Raw genomic sequence first — 17,912 nt, forward strand, 5'->3', positions numbered from 1 at the left:
TGGCCGCGTGTGAGCCATCGTGCAAACGGCACGTGCGTCCAATACTTTCGTTTAGGATTTCCTGAGCGAAGGACTGGCCGGGCTGGCGATGCCATCATGGAAGGTTCTGGATTCCTCCAGATAAACGTTGGCCACTGAGCTGGCATACGCCCCGGCATTGCGCACGGCGATCCCGAACTTCAGCCCGACCATACCTCGGCATAGGCACGCCTGGCTGTCGGTGTCGTAGTCGTCGTCTCCGCCAAGTGCGAGTTTCTGGAGCGGTTGTCTCGCGTGGCGCGGGGCAGGTTTTCCGCTCGGCGACGACCAATTGTGGGATTCAATCGGGTTCAGAAAAGGGAAAAGCGGTGAAACTCTACTACAGCCCTCTCGCCTGCAGCCTGGCGGACCACATCGCTCTGGAAGAGGCCGGTGTTTCCTTCGAGCGCGAAAGTGTGAACCTCAAGACCAAACGAACAGGCGCCGGGGATGATTTCACTACCGTCACGCGCAAGGGCTACGTTCCAGCCCTCGTGCTGGATAGCGGCGAAACGCTGACGGAAAATATCGCCGTCCTCGACTGGATTGCGTCGCAATACCCGCCACTGGGAGTGGCGGGGCCGTTGGGCCGTACCCGCCTTCTCGAAGCGCTGACCTACGTCTCAACTGAAATACATCGAAGCTTCAAGCCGATGTGGCACCAAAGCAGCGATGCCGAAAAGGCCAAGGCGAGCGCGACGATTACGAGCCAACTCGAGTTCTTCGCTGACGGGCTCGAGACCGACTATCTGTTCGGCGACAAACCCAGCGTCGCGGATTTTTATCTTTTCGTGATGCTGCTTTGGGCGGCCCGCTTCCACGTCCCTGTTCCCGCGCCTTTGCAAGCCCTTCGCGTCCGAATGGCTGCCCGGCCGGCCGTGCGCATCGCAATGGATCGTGAGGGCCTCGTCTGAAGCCGGGGTGGCTCCGAGCATAAGATCAGACGCAACATATCCTCTCTCCCCAACAGAAGATCAGGAGTCATTCTCATGCTGCCGTTCCTGCGGATGCTACATCCTGCCGCTTCCAAGCGCGGGGATGGCCTACGTCTCGAATTTCTCCGAAGGGAAATCGAGGAAACGCTGGACCTTACCGACGTTCAGTCAGAGCTCGCCGCACTGCCCCCTGGCCGAGTGGTTGCAATACTGGATTCGCCGCAGTCACCGTCGAAATAAGCGCAATATTTCCTGTCGGCCGATGCGGCGGCCGGTCTAGTTGTTCCCGCTTGTTGGTCATCATAGAGGCTTCATCATGAATGCGAGTAAGGCTCCCGACACGGTCGATCATCGCCGCCGGCGCATTGTCGGTGCGACAGCAATGACGTTCGCCGCCACCGAACTCGGCTTGAGCGCGCCGGCAGCCACTTGGATGGTCGAGGCGAGGGCGTCCGCGACGCAAGCCACGCAGAAATCATTCGGCTCGCTCGGGCAGGTCAATGCCGGAAATCTGAGCGTCGAATATGCGGAGCTGGGGCCTGCCGAAGGTGCCCCGGTGATCCTGCTTCATGGCTGGCCTTATGACATTCACACCTACGCCGATGTCGCTCCCCTGCTTGCTGCAAAGGGGTACCGCGTGATTGTGCCCTACCTGCGCGGCTACGGCACCACACGATTCTTGTCGGACGAGACGATGCGCAATGGCCAGCAGTCGGCGCTCGCCGCGGATACGATCGCCCTGATGGATGCGCTGGGGATCGAAAAGGCCACGATCGCCGGCTGCGACTGGGGCGCCCGAACGGCCAATGTCGTTGCCGCGCTCTGGCCTGAGCGTTGCAAGGCGATCGTCTCGGTGAGCGGCTATCTCATCGGAAATCAGCGGGTCGGCATGGTGCCGCTGTCACCGGAGGCGGAGCTTCAATGGTGGTATCAGTATTACTTCGCCACGGATCGCGGCCGCGCCGGCTACGAGAAATACACGCGCGATTTCGCCAAACTCATCTGGCAACTCGCTTCGCCGCAGTGGAATTTCGACGATAACATCTTCCAGCGCAGCGCCGCAGCACTGGACAACCCGGATCACGTCAGCATCGTCATTCACAATTACCGCTGGAGGCTCGGCCTGGCACAGGGCGAGCCGGAATATGACGTTCTGGAAAACCGGCTGGCCGAAGCTCCCGTGATCACAGTGCCGACCATTACCCTTGAGGGTGATGCCAATGGCGCACCCCATCCCGACAGCAGTTCCTACGCCAAGAAATTCTCGGGCAGATACACGCACCGGATCATCACCGGCGGTATCGGCCACAACTTGCCTCAAGAAGCCCCGCAAGCCTTTGCCCAGGCTGTCATCGACGTCGGCGAATACTGATCAAAATCCATGACGTGCCCCGACCGTAAAGAATAACACGGGAAGATTCCTGGTTCTCGGCACAGCCTTCCGTCCGCTTAGGCGAGAACAGCTCTCCCGCCGACCCAGACCGACGCGATGTTGGCCCTGGAAGCGGAGTAGACGATCTTCTGAAGGATGCCGTCGCCGTCGTCGAATTCGTCCCACAGGTGAATTGTGCCTCTGGGCGCGGCGGTGTCGACCAGGATCGCATCGAAATGGTAGCCAGGCGAGAATCGCCCCACAGGCAAGCCGAGTGCCGCGCCACCGCCTGCCGTCGCCAGGTGGAAGGACTCGCGAAAGTCGACGCGTGCTGTTCCGGCCGTGCCGCGCGCCTCGGCCGCTAGCGCCGGGTCGGTGCCGGTTTCCAGCATGCGCGACGACATGACCGTCGCGCGCATCGCATCGAACATCGAGGCGCTCGGTCCCCCGGAAATGTCGGTGCCGAGGCCGACCTTGACACCCTTCTGGAGGGCCGCCCTCAACGGGAACACGGCGCCTGCGAAGTAGGCGTTGGAGAGGGCGCAGTGCGCCACGGCCGCCTTGCGCACGCGGATCGTCTCCATGTCGGCAAGCGTAATGAAATTGGCGTGCGCGAGCACGCTGCCGGCGCGCAGCAGGCCAAAGCGATCAAGGCTAGACGTGTCGCTGATCCCGTGGCGCTGCAGCACGTAGCCATTCGCCCAGTCGCTCTCCGAGCAATGCGTCTGCACATGGCAGCCGTATTCCTGCGCAAGCGTGCCGAGCCCTTCGAGGGCGGCGTCGGTACAGGAGGGGATGAAGCGCGGCGTAATGACCGGCTTTACCCGTCCCGTGGCATTGTCTGGATGCCGATGCACGTAGTCGATCAGAGCGCGCGTGCCATCGATGGCCGCGTCCGCCGAGGTATCGCGATAATAGGCCGGGCACTCGTCGGGATTGTCCATCGCCACTTTGCCGACCAGCGCACGTTGCCCGCGTTCGAGGCAAATGTCGACGAGCAGCCTTGTCGCGTCCTGGTGGATGGTTGCGAAGTAGAGCGCTGTGGTCGTGCCGTTAGCGATCAGGTCGTCGACCAGCAGGCCGTAGCTGCGCCGCGCGAAGGCGAGATCGGCGTAGCGCGCCTCCAGGGGAAACGTGTGTTTGTGGAGCCAGGCCTCGAGCGGCACGTCCAGAGCCCGGCCGAGCTGCGGATATTGCGGCGCGTGCACGTGAAGATCGACGAAGCCGGGCAGCAGATAACTCTGCGTCGGCAAGGTCGCCAGCGAACCGGTCCGGCGCGCGGCCTCCAGCGCCTCGTCATAGCCGGCACCATGCGGATGCAGCACCGAGGCGATGATGCCTGATTGATCGATTGCGATCAGGGCATGGCGCAACTCTTCCACGAGCCCGCGCTCCGGAGCGTGAAAGCCGCTGGCCAGAAGCGTCTTGCCGCTCAGGTCGCTCACCTGTCCTCCGCCGAAGAACAGCTACGCACTGCCGTCGCGAAGCGCCAGAGCGCGATTGCCCGTCCGTCGATGCCGATGACAATATCGGAAGGGCTGCCGCTCATGCGGCTTGCGCCGTCGTGCCGTAGGTGATGCCCTTCTCCTTCAGCCAGCGGCGATAGGCGATCGACGAGCCGTCGGCCCGCGTCGGGATTTCCGCGCGCGGCTCGAGCGGCAAAAGAAGTGGCCGCTGGTTCTCCAGGATGATGCGGTCCTGCAGGAAGATGAGCTGCTGGAACTGCACCAGTTCGGTCGTGGTCGATACGTCGTCGATCAGGAACATGACGGGGTGCGCGCGGCAGCGGTCCGGATCGAGGGGCTGCACGAACAGGCAGATCACGTCCCACCGGGTAGCCGCGTTGGGGCAGGTCTTGTAGAGCATCACCGCGAAAGGATTGGCGACCCGGTACATGTATTGGGTCATGATGCCGCCGGTCGCCGAGAGTGCTGCCTGCGGCTGGAAGAATTCGCAGTTGGTCGCCCACACCTCATCCACGTCGCGGCGGATTTCTGTTGTGTAATGCCGCACTTCCGTGTGCGGCTCGGCGCCCAATATGTCGGTATGGACGAAGGGGAAATGCGCCATGTCGAGGAAATTCTCGACGATGCGCAGGCCGGACGCCTTTACCGCGATCGCTCCGCAAACGACAGGCCGGCGGTCGTCCTCATAGGCCTCCGGGATCGACAGCACATCGCCGGCCGGCATCCCGAGCGTGATCCATAGATAGCCGTAGCGTTCCTTGGCCGGGACTTGGCTGCCGTCGCCGGCACGCGACACATTGACCGCGCCTGCCGTATCGCGGGCTACCAACAGATCGATGCTCAGAAGCCGGTTCGCCATCGTGCCGACCGGAATCTCGTTCAGCGCGTCAATGCAATACCATTGATCGAGGGCCGCCTGCTCCGCAGCTCGCTTAATGGTCATTATTGCGTCCTTCCTGTGCTATCTCACTGCCGATAGATGCGGTCCATCACAGCCCGGTGGTCGGCCATCGCCGCCTCGACATCGAAAGAGGCGAAGTCGCCTCTCGCGATAATCTGCCGGCCGTTGATGTAGGAATAGTCGACCTTGAAGGGTCCGCAAAGCACCAGCGCGGCGAGCGGGTCGCGCTCGGTCCCGGAAAGGCCGAGTTGGCTGCGTTTGACCGCGATGAAGTCGGCGCACATGCCGGGCGCGAGATGGCCGATGTCATTGCGACCGAGCAGGGCAGCGCCGCCGCGCGTCGCCATTTCGAGGGCCTCGCGCGCGGACAGCGCCGTCGGCGTGCCGCCGAAACCGCCGCGGCCGCCGGGCTTTTCGGAGAGGTAGTGGTGCGGCGCGACACGCTGAAGCATCAGCGCCAGCCGCGCTTCCATGAACAGGTTCGACGTGTCGTTCGAGGCCGAGCCGTCGACGCCAAGGCCGACCTTCACGCCCTTGTCGAGCATCTCGCGGATCTTCGCGATGCCCTGGCCGCAGCGCATGTTAGCCGACGGGCAATGGGCGACCCCGGTGCCGGTTTCGGCGAAGCGGTCGATCTCGTCGCCGGTCATGAAAATCGAGTGGGCGAACCAGACGTCGTCACCGAGCCAGCCGACGGATTCGGCGAACTCGACCGGCCGCTTGCCATAGATTTCGAGGCAGTACTTCTCCTCGAAAAGCTCTTCGGCAAGGTGCGAATGCAGGTTCACGCCCTTGTGGCTGCGCGCCAGCGATGCCGCATCGCGCATCAACTCCGGAGTCACCGAGAACGGCGAGCAAGGAGCCAGGATGATTCGGCTCATCGAATGCCGCGACGCGTCGTGATAGCCGCCGATCAGCCGTTCGGCATCCTTCAGGATATCCTCTTCCTTTTCGACGCAGCGATCCGGCGGCAAGCCGCCCTGGCTTTCGCCGCGCGACATGGCTCCACGCGCAGCGTGGAAACGCAGACCGATATCGCGGGCCGCACCGATCGTCGCGTCGAGCGTGCAGTTGTTGGGCAAGATGTAGAGGTGATCGGAGCTGGTCGTGCAGCCCGAATGGATGAGCTCGGCCATCGCTACGCGCGCCGAGACGCCTATCGCATCGTCGTCGAGCTCGGCCCAGATCGGATAGAGCGTCTTCAGCCAGACAAGCAGCTCGTCGTTCTGAGCCATCACACGGGTGAGGTTCTGGTAGATATGATGATGCGTGTTCACCATGCCCGGCATGACGACATGGCCCGATAGGTCGAGCACCTCGTCGGCACTGGAGGCACTGAGTTCCGCGGTGGTGCCGACCGCTTCGATGACGTTGTCGTCGATCAACAAGGCGCCGTCGGAAATCTCGCGGCGCGTACCATCGAAGGTGGCGAGCAGATCGATGTTCTTGACAAGCAGGCGGGGCATGATGGTCTCAACGCATGTCGCGGAAATAGGGTTCGCCGAGAGCAGCCGGCGCGGCCATTACCCGGCGCATGCGCTGCCAGGCAAGCACCGGCACGATGATCAGGGCGATGGTGCCGAGATAGGGCAGCATCGACAGGATCGGCGCCGCGATCGGCCAGTTGCGTGCTTGGCCGACGAAGCCGAGAGAGGTGATGAGACCGAACAGCAGAGCGGCCAGCACGGCGTTGAGGGGCCGGTAGCCTGCGAAGATGACGAGAGAGACGGCAATCCAGCCGCGGCCGGCCACGACGCCTTCCGACCAGGAGGGAACGAAGGCAAGCGTGAGGTAAGCGCCGGCGCCGGCCGCCAGCGCCGAGCCCGCGGCGACATACCAGAAGCGGATGCTTTGCACCGAAATGCCGGCGGCGTCGGCTGCCGCGGGGTTTTCGCCCACCGCGCGCATGTTCAGCCCGTGGCGCGTGCGGAACATGATGTAGTGCAGCACAACCGGCAGAACGATGTAGATCAGGTAGACAAGGATGTTCTGCGTGAAGATCGCGCGACCGAGCAGCGGGATGTCGCTAAGATAGGGAATAGCGATCGGCGCGAAGGTCGCCGGCGCCGGCATGCCGGAATAGGCACGACCGATCGTTGCGGCCATGCCGGTGCCCATCAGCGTCAGCGCCAGGCCGCACAACACCTGGTTCGCTTTGACGACGACGGTGCCAAGAGCGAAGACGCAGCCAACGAGGAAACCGACGGCAAGCGCAAGGACGAAGCCGAGCATAGGGTGCGGCGTGGCGACGACGACCGCGATGCCAGTGATTGCACCGAGCGCCATAAGCCCTTCGACGCCGAGATTGACGACGCCGGCGCGCTCGGAGAGCGTCTCGCCCAGCGCCGCCAGCGCCAGCACGCCGCCGGCGAGAATGGAGGTCTGGATCAATCCGGCGATCATGTCCATGGGTGTTTCCTCAGCTCGCGGCCGGTTCGGTCCGCGTGATGCGGTAGTGAGCGAGTTCGTTGCCGATCGCGGTGAAGAACAGGATCAGTCCGGTGATGGCGAGCACGGCCGAGACGGTGATGCCTTGCGTCTGCAGGATGATGCCCGAATTCAGGATGACGCCCATCAAAGCCGCGCCTGCGAGCACGCCAAGTGAGGAACCGCGCGCCAGCACCGCGACCATGATGCCGAGATAGCCGAAATTGTTGGAGATGCCGCCCTGCAGGCGATGCACCGTGCCAGCTACTTCCAGCATACCGGCGATGCCGGCGATCGCTCCCGACATTAGCAGGACGACGATCAGGCGGCGGCGGAACGGCATGCCCGCATAAAGCGCCGCGCTTGGATTCGACCCAGCGATCCTTACCTCGTAGCCCCAGCGCGTGTAGTTGAGCAGTCCTGCGATGACAAAGGTGAGCAGGATCGCCAGCGGGAAACCGTAGTGCACGATACCCCAGAATTCAGGCACGTCATGCGGCAGACGTGCGGTGGTCGCGAGCGCATGGCCGCTCGGGTCGAGCCATGGGCCGGTGGCGACGTAATAAACCATCAGCGTCGCCACGAAATTCAGAAGCAGGGTGGTGATGAGTTCGCTGACATCGGCGTAGGCGCGCGCCAGCGTCGGCACCAGTATCCAGAGCAGCCCGCCGAGCGCGCCAGCGGTGAACATAACAGGCAGGATCAGCCAGGTCGGGCCGGGAATGAACAGCGCGACCGCCGTGGCGCTGAAGGCACCGGCATAGAATTGGCCCTCCGCGCCGATGTTCCAGGCGCCGATTCTCAGCGCTACCCAGACCGACAGGCCGGTCAGGATCAGGGGAGTGACCAGAAGTCCGACGTCTTCCAGCCCGAAGCTCGAGCCAAAAGTCGAGCTGAGCACCTCCCAGGCGAGTTCGACGGGAGCATTGCCGCGAGCGGCCAGAACCAGGCCGGCGACCCCCAACGCCAGCACGATCGCCAGGGCACGTGCCGCAAAGGCAACGGAGGGCTGCGCGGATGGAAGGCGCTGAAGCTTGATCGCCAAGGTCAGTGCTTCCCGGCAGCGGCCTGGGCGCCAGCACTGGACCGCATCTGCCCGCCCATCATCAGGCCGATTTCCTCGATGTCGGTGGAGGCAGTCTCCACCGCGCCCATGATCCTGCCATGGAACATCACGGCGATGCGATCCGACAGGTTGAACAGCTCTTCCAGCTCCTCGGAAATGAAGAGCACACCGACGCCGGCATCGCGCAATTCGACGAGGTAGTGCATCATCGTGTTGATCGCACCGACATCGAGGCCACGGCTCGGATAGGCGGCGATCAGAACCTTGCTTGCGATGCGCATCTCGCGGCGTGCGACGAGGCGCTGCTGGTTGCCGCCGGATAGGTTGCGCATGGGCATGCCGAAATCGGGCACCGCAACGGATGCCGCTTCGGCGATCGTGCGCGCGAGAGCTGCCGCAAGGCGCGGTCGGAACGCGAAGCCCTTTGAAACAGGCGCCGACGCATATTCGCGGATTATGGCGTTGTCGGTGATTGAAAGCGCCGGCGCCAGGCCGCTGTGCAGCCGGTCTTCGGGAATGTGGCCGACGCCGAACTTCGCGTAATCGACCGCGCCGGCGGCCGTAACGTCCTCTCCGCCGAGCAGTATCTGGCCGGAGTGGATCGGCCGTAAGCCGGTGACGACCTGGGTCAGCTCCTTCTGGCCGTTGCCGGCCACACCGGCGATGCCGAGAATCTCGCCGGGATGGATGTCGAGCGAAACCTCGTCGAGAAGGATGCCGCCCACGTCGTCACGCGCGACGACGGATTTGAGGCTGAGCACCGGCTCGGCGGAGATGCCGGCCGCGCCTGGCTGCCTGGCACGCAGATTGCTAAGCACGATCTCACGGCCAACCATCAGGCGCGCCAGCATCTTCTCGCCGCAGTCCGCAGTCTTTTCGGTGGCCACCTTGCGGCCGCCGCGCAGCACGGTGATGCGGTCTGATATTTCCAGGACCTCGTCGAGCTTGTGGCTGATGAAGATCACCGCATTGCCCCGGGACACGAACTGCTTGAGCGCCTTGAAGAGCTCGCGCGCTTCCGCAGGAGTAAGCACTGCAGTCGGCTCGTCGAGGATCAGAACGCGAGCGTTGCGCGCGAGCACGCGTAGGATTTCCACGCGCTGCTGCTCGCCGGTCGAAAGATCGGCGACGCGCGCGGATGGCCGTACCGCGAGGTTCAGCTTCTCGGCCAGTGCGGCAGTCCGCGCCTCGAGCACCGACGAGCCAATGCGCTTGGGCGTTTCGGACCAGCCGAGATGAATATTCTCGGCGACCGTGAAGGCGGTCACCAGCTTGAAATGCTGGTGGACCATACCAATACCGGCGGAGATCGCATCGACTGGAGATGCGAAACGTTTGGCATAGCCGTCGACGACGATCTCACCGGCATCCGGCTGATAGATGCCGGTGAGGATGTTCATCAAGGTCGACTTGCCGGCGCCATTCTCGCCGAGCAAGGCGTGGATCTCCCCCGGCATCACGTCCAGGTCGACATCCTGGTTGGCAACGACGCCGGGGAAATATTTGCTGATGCCCTTGAGCAGCACGAGCGGCGGCGCGCCGGAGCCAGGCGCGTAACGCCCCGGGGAGGTGGACGGCACCTCCATGCCGCCGTAGCGGTGCTCGCTCGAAGCATGATGAACTGGAACAAAATCATTCATCCCGCTTAGCTCTTTGCCTTCTGCCGCATAGTCTATCCGAAAACTCTGCAATCGTTCGGGATCACGCTTGGAGGCCGCTGACGCCTTCGATCGACCAATCCCAGTTGTAGAGTTCCTCTTCGGTCATGCGATGGCCGGCAGCCACCTTGACGTTGCCCTTGATGTCCTTGATCTCGCCCTCGAACGGGCTCCAGCCGCCGAGAATCTTGTCGCGCACGGCATCGGCCTGCTTTGCGACCTCGGGGGGCACCGTCTCGCCCCAGGCATCGCGGTCGATACCGCCGCCCATCGGCAGGATGGTCTGCGAGGGCGTCCACTTGCCTTCGAGGCGCAGGCGCACCTGGTCGACATAGAATTTCTTGAAGTCGATGGCGATCGAGGAGACGTAGGCCTTCGGTCCGTAGCGGCGGATGTCGGTATTCCACATGACGGCCTTCGCGCCGCGCTGCTCGGCCACCTGCAGATAGCCTGCTTCGTCCATGATGCCGAACAGAAGGTCGGCGCCGTTGTCGATGAGTGCGGTGCCGGCCTGGGTGGCAGCCTGCGGATCGAACCACGAGTTGATGACGATGGTCTGCACCGTGGCGTTGGGATTGACCGAACGGGCGCCCATCAGGAAGGCGTTGGTGCCGGAAAAGACCGACGGAACAGGGAAGGAGGCGACGTAGCCGAGCTTGCCACTCTTGCTCATCAGGCCCGCGGCGACACCGGTGACGTAGGTCGGGTACCAATGGGCGAGGTAATAGGTCGAGAGATTTTCGAGCGGGTTGCGGCCATCGCATTCATAGAAGGCGACGTCCGGCGAACGCTTGGCCACGTCGTAGAGGAAGTCGCCATAGTTGGAGGTGGCAAACACCATGTTGGCACCTTCCGAGACGAACTGGCGGAAGGTGCGGGTCGCGTCGGCCGAATAGGGGATGCTTTCGACGAACAGCGTCTTCAGCTTCGGGAACGCTTCCTGCACGGCCTTCATGCCCTCGTCGTGGCTCCAGGTCCAGCCTTCATCGGTCACCGGACCGGTGTGGCCGAAGGCGATGACAGCGTTTTCCTCGGCGACGGCGGCGAGCGGCGTCTGTGCATGGGCGGGCGTGATAAGGCCGGATTTCGGCAGGAGCAGCGAGGCGCCGGCTGCGGCGCCCATGTTGAGGAAGCCTCGGCGGGAGAGATTGCGCAGGTCGATCATGCTTCGGTCCTTTGTTCCGTGTCGTGTTCAGTTCGGGAGAGACAGTTCGGTTTCCATGAGGCGGTCGATTTCTGCCGACCAGTCGGCCAGCCATGCCTGCTTGATGTCGTCGTCGAGCCATGCTGCGGACAGGCCAGCCAGCGCGATCCGCTTCAGTGCCGGCGGCCCGAGCGCAAGATTTTCGGCGATCAGCGCGTATTCGCGGTCGAGTGTCGTGGCGAACATGGGCGGATCGTCGGAGTGGATCGTCACGGTAAGCCCGGCCTCGATCATGCGGCGGATCGCGTCGTCGGGCGCGGAAAGGTCACGCCAGACGGTGGTGGCCAGCGTCGTGCTCGGACAGCAGGTGAAGACGATGCCCATCTCCCTGCACTGCTCCATCAGCGCCGGGTCGTCGACGACATGGTAGCCGTGGTCGACCCGTCTCAGGCCGAGAATGTCGATGGTGTCGCGGACATAGTCCGCCGGGCCATCCTCGCCCGCATGGTTGGTGACATTGAGCCCGGCAGCCCGCGCTCGCTCGACGATGCGCGCAAACATCGGCGGTGGGTTCGGGCGTTCGTCGTAATCGAAGCCGATGCCGATCACCTCAGCCGGGCGCTCGGCCAGAACCATGTCCAGGAAGCGCTCGCCACCTGCCGCGCCGAGCGGCTTCGCATGCGCCGGTATCAGCTTTGCTATAAGCCCATAGCGCTCCTTCGCGCAGTGAAAGCCATCGAGGATGCCTTCGAGCATCGTCGAATAGGCCACGCCATGAGCCAGATGCGCATGCGGGCTGAAGAACAGTTCGACGTAGCGCGCACCGGCCTTCGCGCAGCGCTCCAGTGCCTCGAAGGTGATGCGAGAGAAATCGTCCGCAGTCCTGATCGAGGCGCAAACCAGATCGTAAATCTTCAGGAAATCCAGCAGGTTGCCGTAGCTGTAGAGCTCCGATGTCGGTTTGCCGTCCGGCAGCGGCACCGCGTTCTGCACCGCCAACTCTGCGAATGTCTCCGCGGATACGGCGCCCTCGAGGTGCAAGTGCAACTCGACCTTCGGCATGAGCTGAATGAAACTTGACAACGACATCGACGCTCACTCGCCCGGATCGGCAACCCCAAAGCCGTACCTGGTTTTCTTCGGCGACGGACGGCTGCCGAGTTGTTCGATAATCGCGGCTTTTTCCAACTGTCCGATCACCTGATACGCAACAGATGTCAGGGAAACGGGGCTTGCACAAGCCCAAAAATGATGCCTAACTAGACACATTCTAAAACTGCTTAAAAAATGTGCAGGCCGGGAGAAATATAGGCATGAAGCACTTACTGGAAGCGCAGAACCTTGCGCCTCCGCCTCAAACAACGCGCCTGCGCTTCGTCGGCCAACTGGTGTCGTCGAGCTTTAGCGAGTTCGCCGACAGGCGTGCCGCTCGGCTCAATCTCGATCTGCTGGTGCACGAAGCCGCGGACGATTTTTTTGTCGTCCAGGTTTCGGGCCAGCCCGATCTCATCGATGCCTTCGAGATGGCATGTAGCCTGGGACCAATCGACTGTCTGGTGATGGACTGCGAACGAGCCGAAATTCGGGGATATTCCAGAGAGGAAGACGCAGGATGACGATACAGGCTGGATGGCACCCAGTGGCGCTGTCGGGATCGATCGAGCCGGGCAGTTCGGCCGGGATCCGCCTTGGCGGAAACGAACTGGTGGTGTGGCGCGACAACAGCGGCGCAGCGCATGTCTGGGAGGATCGCTGCCCGCATCGCGGCATGAAGCTGAGCTTCGGTTTTGTCCGCGGCGACCATATCGCCTGTCTTTATCACGGCTGGCAGTACGATGCGGCCGGCCAGTGCCGATACATTCCGGCCCACCCCGATCTCAGGGTGCCGGCGTCCATTACCGTGTCTGCCCACAGATCGGCCGAGGCGGCTGGCACGATCTGGACGACGCTGGATCCGGCAGCAGCATTGCCCGAACTGCCTGCCTTGCCAGAGGAGGTGGTGCCGGTCCGCAGCCTGTATCTCGACAGTCCCGCCGCAATGGTGATCGATGTCGTGAGGGCCATGCCGCCCAGGCCCTTCTCCCGCGGATCCGGGCTCGCTGATCTGAAGGCGCTGAGCGGGGCGCTGTTCAGCCTGAAGGTCGGCGAAGACACGCTGCTTCTTGGCCTGCAGGAACTGACCGACAAACGATCGGCCCTGCACGTCGTGATTGACGGACCGGCAGCCAAGTATGCCGGCAAGGGGCAGGAGCATTTCTTCGCTTGGACGAGCGAGCTGCGTCATCATCTCGAGACCGGGCGTACCGGCGCGACCTCGACGACGCGGGCCGCATGATGGCGAGGATCACGCTCTACAACTACGAGCTGGACGAAAGCTGCTACAAGGTGCGGCTGGCGCTTTCCATGCTTGGCCTGGAATGGCAGACCGTCGCAGTCGATGCATTTCCGGGGGTGGAGCAGAAGACACCGCCATTCCTGGCCATGAACCCGGCGGGCAGCCTGCCCATCCTCCGCGACGACGAGGTGACGATGTTCGGCGCCGAGTCCATCATCGCCCATCTGGCGCGCAGCCACGATTCAACGGGTGCATGGCTGCCGGCGGATGGTGCGGATTTCGCCAAGGTGATGCAGTGGCTTTTCTTCGCGGCCGGCGATCTCGGCGTTGCCGGTGCCGCGCGCCGCCATGCCATGTTCGGCGCCGCCGGCGACGAGGCTGCGCTGCGTGCCGGTGCCGCGCAAGCGCTCCGCGCCATGGACGACCATATGACCGCGCGGGGTTTCGAGAAAAAAGAATGGTTCGCTGCGCACCGCCCGACCATCGCCGACATCGCGCTTTTTCCGGCTTTTGCGCTGAGCCGCGATTTCGGCGTCGACCATGACGAGTATCCGGCGCTGCGCCGCTGGGCGCGTCGCTTCCGCGCGCTTCCCGGCTTCATGACCATGCCGGGCATCCCCGATTACCATTGACGCCCAAAATTCAACGAGAATGAGGCTAGCAACAGAATGACCTCTCTCACGCGCTTTTCCGTCCAGCCGCTCTCGTCCATGACCCGGCGACTGGCCGGTGTCGCTTCCGGGCGAGCCGATCCAGATCTGGTCATTGCCGGCGCACGCGTGTTGTCGACCTATTCGGAGCGCATTCTTCCAGGCCGCGAGATCTGGCTATCGGGAGGACGGATCGCCGCCGTGAAGCCGGCCGGCACCTATAAGGGCGGCAGCGCCCGGATATATGACGCCGGGGGCGGCATCGTCGCGCCCGGCCTGGTCGATCCGCACATCCACATCGAATCCTCGATGGTGACGGCCTGCGCCTATGCCGAGGCGGCGCTGCTCAATGGCACCACGACCCTCTTCTGCGACAGCCACGAGATCGGCAACGTCATGGACGTTGCTGGCGTCGAGGCGATGCTGGAGGACGCGCGCCTGGCGCCGTTGTCCATTTTCCTGACGGTACCGAGCACCGTCCCGGCGACATCGTCGTTGCTGGAAACGGCCGGCGGCGACCTGACAGCCGAGAAGATCGGCGCATTGTTCGACAAATGGCCGGAAGCCGTGGCGCTCGGCGAGAAGATGGATTTCGTGCCAGTGGCTATGGGCGATGAACGCAGCCATGCCATCCTCGCTGCGGCGCTGAAACGCGGCCGCCCGGTATCGGGACACGTCTATGGACGCGAATTCGTGTCGGCCTATGCGGCGTCCGGCGTCACCGACACCCATGAGGCGATCGACCGCGAGATCGCCGACGACATGCTCGAAGCCGGCATCTGGCTGTTCCTGCGCGGCGGCCCGCCGACGACGCCGTGGCACAGCCTGCCCGCAGCGATCAAGACGATCACGGAACTCGGAGCCTCGCACAAGCGCATCGCGGTCTGCACCGACGACCGCGATGCTGACGACCTGATGCTCTTCGGCCTTGACTGGGTGACGCGCGAGGCGATGAAGGCCGGCATGACGCCGGAGCAGGCCTGGTCTATGGGCTCACTGCATGGCGCGACGCGCTTCGGCATGGAAGGCGAAATCGGCGGCCTCGGTGGCGGCCGCCGTGCCGACCTGGTGCTGCTCGACGACGGCTTCGATCCCGTCAGCACGTGGTATGGCGGCGAACTCGTCGTCGATGACGGCAAGATCACGCCGCTGCTCGACCAGGCCCTCTCGACCCGCTACCGCTATCCGGACACGGCCTACCACACAGTGAAGCTGCCGAAGCAGATCAAGCTGACGCCGGACCTGCCAACCGCCAAGGTGGTGGCGCATACCATCCGCACCGAACTGCCGGGGATCACGCTCGGCCATCAGAAGATCACGCTCGATCCGGCCAACGACTGGCAGAACCATTTCGACCGCCACGGCCTGTGCTTCGTCACCGTGGTCGAGCGACATGGCAAGTCGGACGGCAACGTCGCCTACGGGCTGCTCAGCAATTTCACGCTGAAGCGCGGCGCCGTCGCATCGTCCGTCGGCCACGACAGCCACAACATCATCATCGCCGGCCTCAACGAGGCCGACATGCAGGTGGCGCTGCGGGCGATCGAGGAAACGCAAGGCGGCGTCTGTGTCGTCGTCGACGGCAAAGTGACTGCCATGGTCGAACTGCCGATCGCCGGTCTGCTGTCCGACAAGCGCGTCACCGAGGTCGCAGAGGAGGTGAAGATCCTCAAGCGGGAATGGGAGGCGGCCGGCTGCTGCATTCCCTATATGGGCTTCAACCTCATCCCGCTCTCGGTCATCCCCGAAATCCGTATCACCGACAAAGGTCTCGTGCTGGTGCCGGAAATGGAGATCGTCCCCGCCTTCGAGGCCGCCTGAGTGGATCCCTTCCGACTTGGCCTGGTCTCACCGCGCATCCATTATTTCCAAATGGTCGCGCGGCTGGGCTCGGTTCGCCAGACCGCGCAGGCGCTCAACGTGGCGCCATCCTCCATCAGCCGCGTCATCAAGGGTCTGGAGGACGAACTGGGCACGCCGCTCTTCGAGCGTGTGCGTCAGCGACTGAAACTGACCAGCGCAGGCGAGCTTCTGCTCTACCACGCGCGTCAGAGCATCACCGAGTTGGCCCGCGCCTCGTCCGAGATCAATGATCTCAGTGGCCTCAACCGCGGCTCGTTGTCCGTGGCAATCGTGGAGAGCGCGGCGCGCGGGCTGGTGCCGAACGCGCTGAAGGAATTCTGGAAGCGCCATCCGCAGATATCGGTCGATGTGCATGTCGCCGGGTCGCAGCGCGCCTGCGATGCGGTTGCCGACGGCGAATGCGATCTGGCGCTTGCTTTCGACGTGCGCGTGCCGCGCAACGTGCGCAAGATCGCGAGCACGCCTCTGCCGCTGGGCGTCGTCGCTCATCCGGACAGCCGCCTTGCCGGCCGCAAGGAAGTGAAGCTGTTCGATCTTGCCGGCGAACAGGTCATCGTCTCGGACAACAGCCTTGCTTTGGGCATTTCGATCGACGATGCGATCGGGCGCTCCATGATCGACATCACGCGACGGTCGCGGACCAACTCGATCGGACTGATGACCGAGATGGTGCGCCTCAACCTCGGCGTGGTGCTTCGCACCAAGCTCGGCATCGAACCGGAAGTGGCTGACGGATCGCTCGTTTTCGTGCCGTTGCGCGATTCGCGCATGAACCCGCACCGGCTGATGCTGCTCGCCCGGCTGGAACGCGAAATGTCGGATGCGGCCTCCGCATTCGCGGCGCTGCTGGCCCGCATGGTCGAGGCGTTGCATGGTTAGTTGTTGCATTTTGCGCATCGATATAGAGAGTAATTTGTGCCTATCTCGAACAACTGAGCTTTGCGAGACTTCCCGGCCGAAGGGGATGTCATGAAGCAGAGTGCGGTCGACGCGGTCATTCGGGGGCTTAAGCGGGCGGGAGTGAGCATCGTCTGCTACCTGCCCGATTCGCTGTTCAAGGAGCTCTACCCGGCCCTTGATGCCGATCCGGATATCCGCACGATCCGCGTCACCAACGAGGGTGAGGGCGCGGCGATCTGCGGCGGGGTCTTCCTGTCGGGCAAGCGCGCGGCGCTGGTCATGGAAAACTCCGGCTTGCGCGCTTCGGTCGAGCCGCTGGCCCGGATGGGCCTCGGGGCAGGCATCCCGGTCGTGATGCTGATGAGCTACCGCGGCGAGCTCGGCGAGAACAATTGGTGGGCAATCCCGCACGGCATCACCATGGAGCCGGTGCTGAACGCGCTGCGCGTGCCGTACCGGATCGTCACAGAGGAGGCGAAGATCGAGCGCGCCATCGTCGACGCCTATTCCTGGTCCTATGCGTCCTACTACCATTCGGCCGTGGCGCTCGGCGGCGAGGTGGTGCGATGAAACGCTTCGACTGCATGAAGGCGCTTGCCGCGCGGCTGAAGAATGAGCTGGTGATCCTTTCGCTCGGCGGCAGCGTTGACGAGTGGTACAACGCCGCGCCGCATATGCGCGAAGCGAGCCTGTTCCAGCAGCAACTCGGCTGCGTCACGCCGCAGGCCTTCGGGCTCGCCGCCGGCCTGCCGCACCGCCGCGTCGTTTCGCTCGATACGGATGGCGGCCTGCTCTTCAATCTGGGCATCCTGGCCACGCTCGGCAACGAACAACCGAAGAACCTCTTCATCGTGGTCTGGGACAATGAGTGCTACCAGTCGATCGGCGGCCCGCCGACGCATACGGCGCTGGGCCGCGTCGACCTTGCCGCGATCGCGCGCGGCGCCGGCGTCGAGAACGCCCATACGGCGCGCACCGTGGAGGAGTTCGACGCGCATTGCGCGAGGGGGCTCGCCTTGGACGCTCCCTATGTGGTGGTCGCCAAGGTCTCGGGAACGGTTCAGCCGGACATCAAGCGCAAACACAGCGACGGCCGCGAGGACAAGTATATCTTCGTCCGCCACGTCGAGGCGAGCGAAGGCATCGTCATCATGGGCCCGAGCGAGCACAACTGACG

Annotated in this window: 17 protein-coding genes; 9 read left to right on the top strand and 8 right to left on the bottom strand. The window is 63.7% G+C overall.

The genetic code is table 11. The annotated features are described in order from the left end of the window. Positions 1 to 347 precede the first annotated feature (347 nt). Both NKJ23_RS03695 and NKJ23_RS03700 read left to right on the top strand, forming a co-directional pair. Positions 348 to 932, top strand: a complete 585-nt coding sequence (locus NKJ23_RS03695) for a glutathione binding-like protein (RefSeq protein WP_352678269.1) — start codon at positions 348 to 350, stop codon at positions 930 to 932. A 337-nt stretch (positions 933 to 1,269) separates the two neighbouring features. Next, entirely contained in the window at positions 1,270 to 2,325 is a 1,056-nt protein-coding gene (locus tag NKJ23_RS03700) for an alpha/beta fold hydrolase (RefSeq protein WP_352678272.1), read from the top strand. Between the two features lie 77 nt (positions 2,326 to 2,402). On the opposite strand, the gene guaD is transcribed toward NKJ23_RS03700, so the two are convergent. The 8 genes from guaD to add form a co-directional block, all read right to left on the bottom strand. Continuing rightward, positions 2,403 to 3,770 (bottom strand): guanine deaminase, encoded by a 1,368-nt coding sequence (gene guaD, locus NKJ23_RS03705; protein ID WP_352678275.1) that lies wholly within the window; start codon positions 3,768 to 3,770, stop codon positions 2,403 to 2,405. A gap of 100 nt (positions 3,771 to 3,870) precedes the next feature. Further along, on the bottom strand, positions 3,871 to 4,734 hold the full coding sequence (locus NKJ23_RS03710; protein ID WP_352678277.1) for an aromatic ring-hydroxylating dioxygenase subunit alpha: 864 nt from the start codon (positions 4,732 to 4,734) through the stop codon (positions 3,871 to 3,873). Positions 4,735 to 4,757: 23 nt separating this feature from the next. Next, positions 4,758 to 6,158 (bottom strand): 8-oxoguanine deaminase, encoded by a 1,401-nt coding sequence (locus tag NKJ23_RS03715; protein WP_352678279.1) that lies wholly within the window; start codon positions 6,156 to 6,158, stop codon positions 4,758 to 4,760. 7 nt (positions 6,159 to 6,165) lie between these two features. After that, positions 6,166 to 7,101: an ABC transporter permease gene (locus NKJ23_RS03720; RefSeq protein ID WP_023674225.1), complete on the bottom strand. Its 936-nt coding sequence runs from the start codon at positions 7,099 to 7,101 to the stop codon at positions 6,166 to 6,168. 10 nt (positions 7,102 to 7,111) lie between these two features. After that, positions 7,112 to 8,164: an ABC transporter permease gene (locus NKJ23_RS03725; protein ID WP_502899051.1), complete on the bottom strand. Its 1,053-nt coding sequence runs from the start codon at positions 8,162 to 8,164 to the stop codon at positions 7,112 to 7,114. A gap of 2 nt (positions 8,165 to 8,166) precedes the next feature. Beyond that, positions 8,167 to 9,771 (bottom strand): ABC transporter ATP-binding protein, encoded by a 1,605-nt coding sequence (locus NKJ23_RS03730; protein WP_352678715.1) that lies wholly within the window; start codon positions 9,769 to 9,771, stop codon positions 8,167 to 8,169. A gap of 115 nt (positions 9,772 to 9,886) precedes the next feature. Further along, positions 9,887 to 11,008 (bottom strand): BMP family ABC transporter substrate-binding protein, encoded by a 1,122-nt coding sequence (locus NKJ23_RS03735; protein ID WP_352678281.1) that lies wholly within the window; start codon positions 11,006 to 11,008, stop codon positions 9,887 to 9,889. A 27-nt stretch (positions 11,009 to 11,035) separates the two neighbouring features. Then, positions 11,036 to 12,076 carry an adenosine deaminase gene (add, locus tag NKJ23_RS03740; RefSeq protein WP_352678283.1) on the bottom strand — a complete coding sequence of 347 codons (1,041 nt, stop codon included), beginning with the start codon at positions 12,074 to 12,076 and terminating at the stop codon, positions 11,036 to 11,038. A gap of 224 nt (positions 12,077 to 12,300) precedes the next feature. On the opposite strand from add, the gene NKJ23_RS03745 reads away from it, so the two are divergent. From NKJ23_RS03745 to NKJ23_RS03775, 7 genes are all read left to right on the top strand, one after another. Further along, complete coding sequence (locus NKJ23_RS03745; protein WP_352449820.1) at positions 12,301 to 12,603, top strand: hypothetical protein; 303 nt, start codon at positions 12,301 to 12,303, stop codon at positions 12,601 to 12,603. Then, the gene (locus tag NKJ23_RS03750) at positions 12,600 to 13,322 is read left to right on the top strand and encodes a Rieske 2Fe-2S domain-containing protein (protein WP_352678284.1); all 723 of its coding nucleotides are present in this window, start codon (positions 12,600 to 12,602) and stop codon (positions 13,320 to 13,322) included. The genes NKJ23_RS03745 and NKJ23_RS03750 overlap by 4 nt, the downstream gene beginning before the upstream one ends. Beyond that, positions 13,319 to 13,954 carry a glutathione S-transferase family protein gene (locus NKJ23_RS03755; protein WP_352678286.1) on the top strand — a complete coding sequence of 212 codons (636 nt, stop codon included), beginning with the start codon at positions 13,319 to 13,321 and terminating at the stop codon, positions 13,952 to 13,954. The genes NKJ23_RS03750 and NKJ23_RS03755 overlap by 4 nt, the downstream gene beginning before the upstream one ends. 36 nt (positions 13,955 to 13,990) lie before the next feature. After that, positions 13,991 to 15,793, top strand: a complete 1,803-nt coding sequence (locus tag NKJ23_RS03760) for an adenine deaminase (RefSeq protein WP_352678288.1) — start codon at positions 13,991 to 13,993, stop codon at positions 15,791 to 15,793. Then, a complete protein-coding gene (locus NKJ23_RS03765; RefSeq protein ID WP_352571164.1) occupies positions 15,794 to 16,714 on the top strand; it encodes a LysR family transcriptional regulator in 921 nt (306 codons plus the stop codon). Positions 16,715 to 16,804: 90 nt separating this feature from the next. Further along, a complete protein-coding gene (locus NKJ23_RS03770; RefSeq protein WP_023674235.1) occupies positions 16,805 to 17,305 on the top strand; it encodes a thiamine pyrophosphate-binding protein in 501 nt (166 codons plus the stop codon). Further along, positions 17,302 to 17,910 carry a thiamine pyrophosphate-dependent enzyme gene (locus tag NKJ23_RS03775; protein ID WP_352571166.1) on the top strand — a complete coding sequence of 203 codons (609 nt, stop codon included), beginning with the start codon at positions 17,302 to 17,304 and terminating at the stop codon, positions 17,908 to 17,910. Before NKJ23_RS03770 ends, NKJ23_RS03775 begins: the two co-directional genes overlap by 4 nt. Positions 17,911 to 17,912 lie beyond the last annotated feature (2 nt).

Source organism: Mesorhizobium sp. M0184, from assembly GCF_040322215.1.
Taxonomy (GTDB): Bacteria; Pseudomonadota; Alphaproteobacteria; order Rhizobiales; family Rhizobiaceae; genus Mesorhizobium.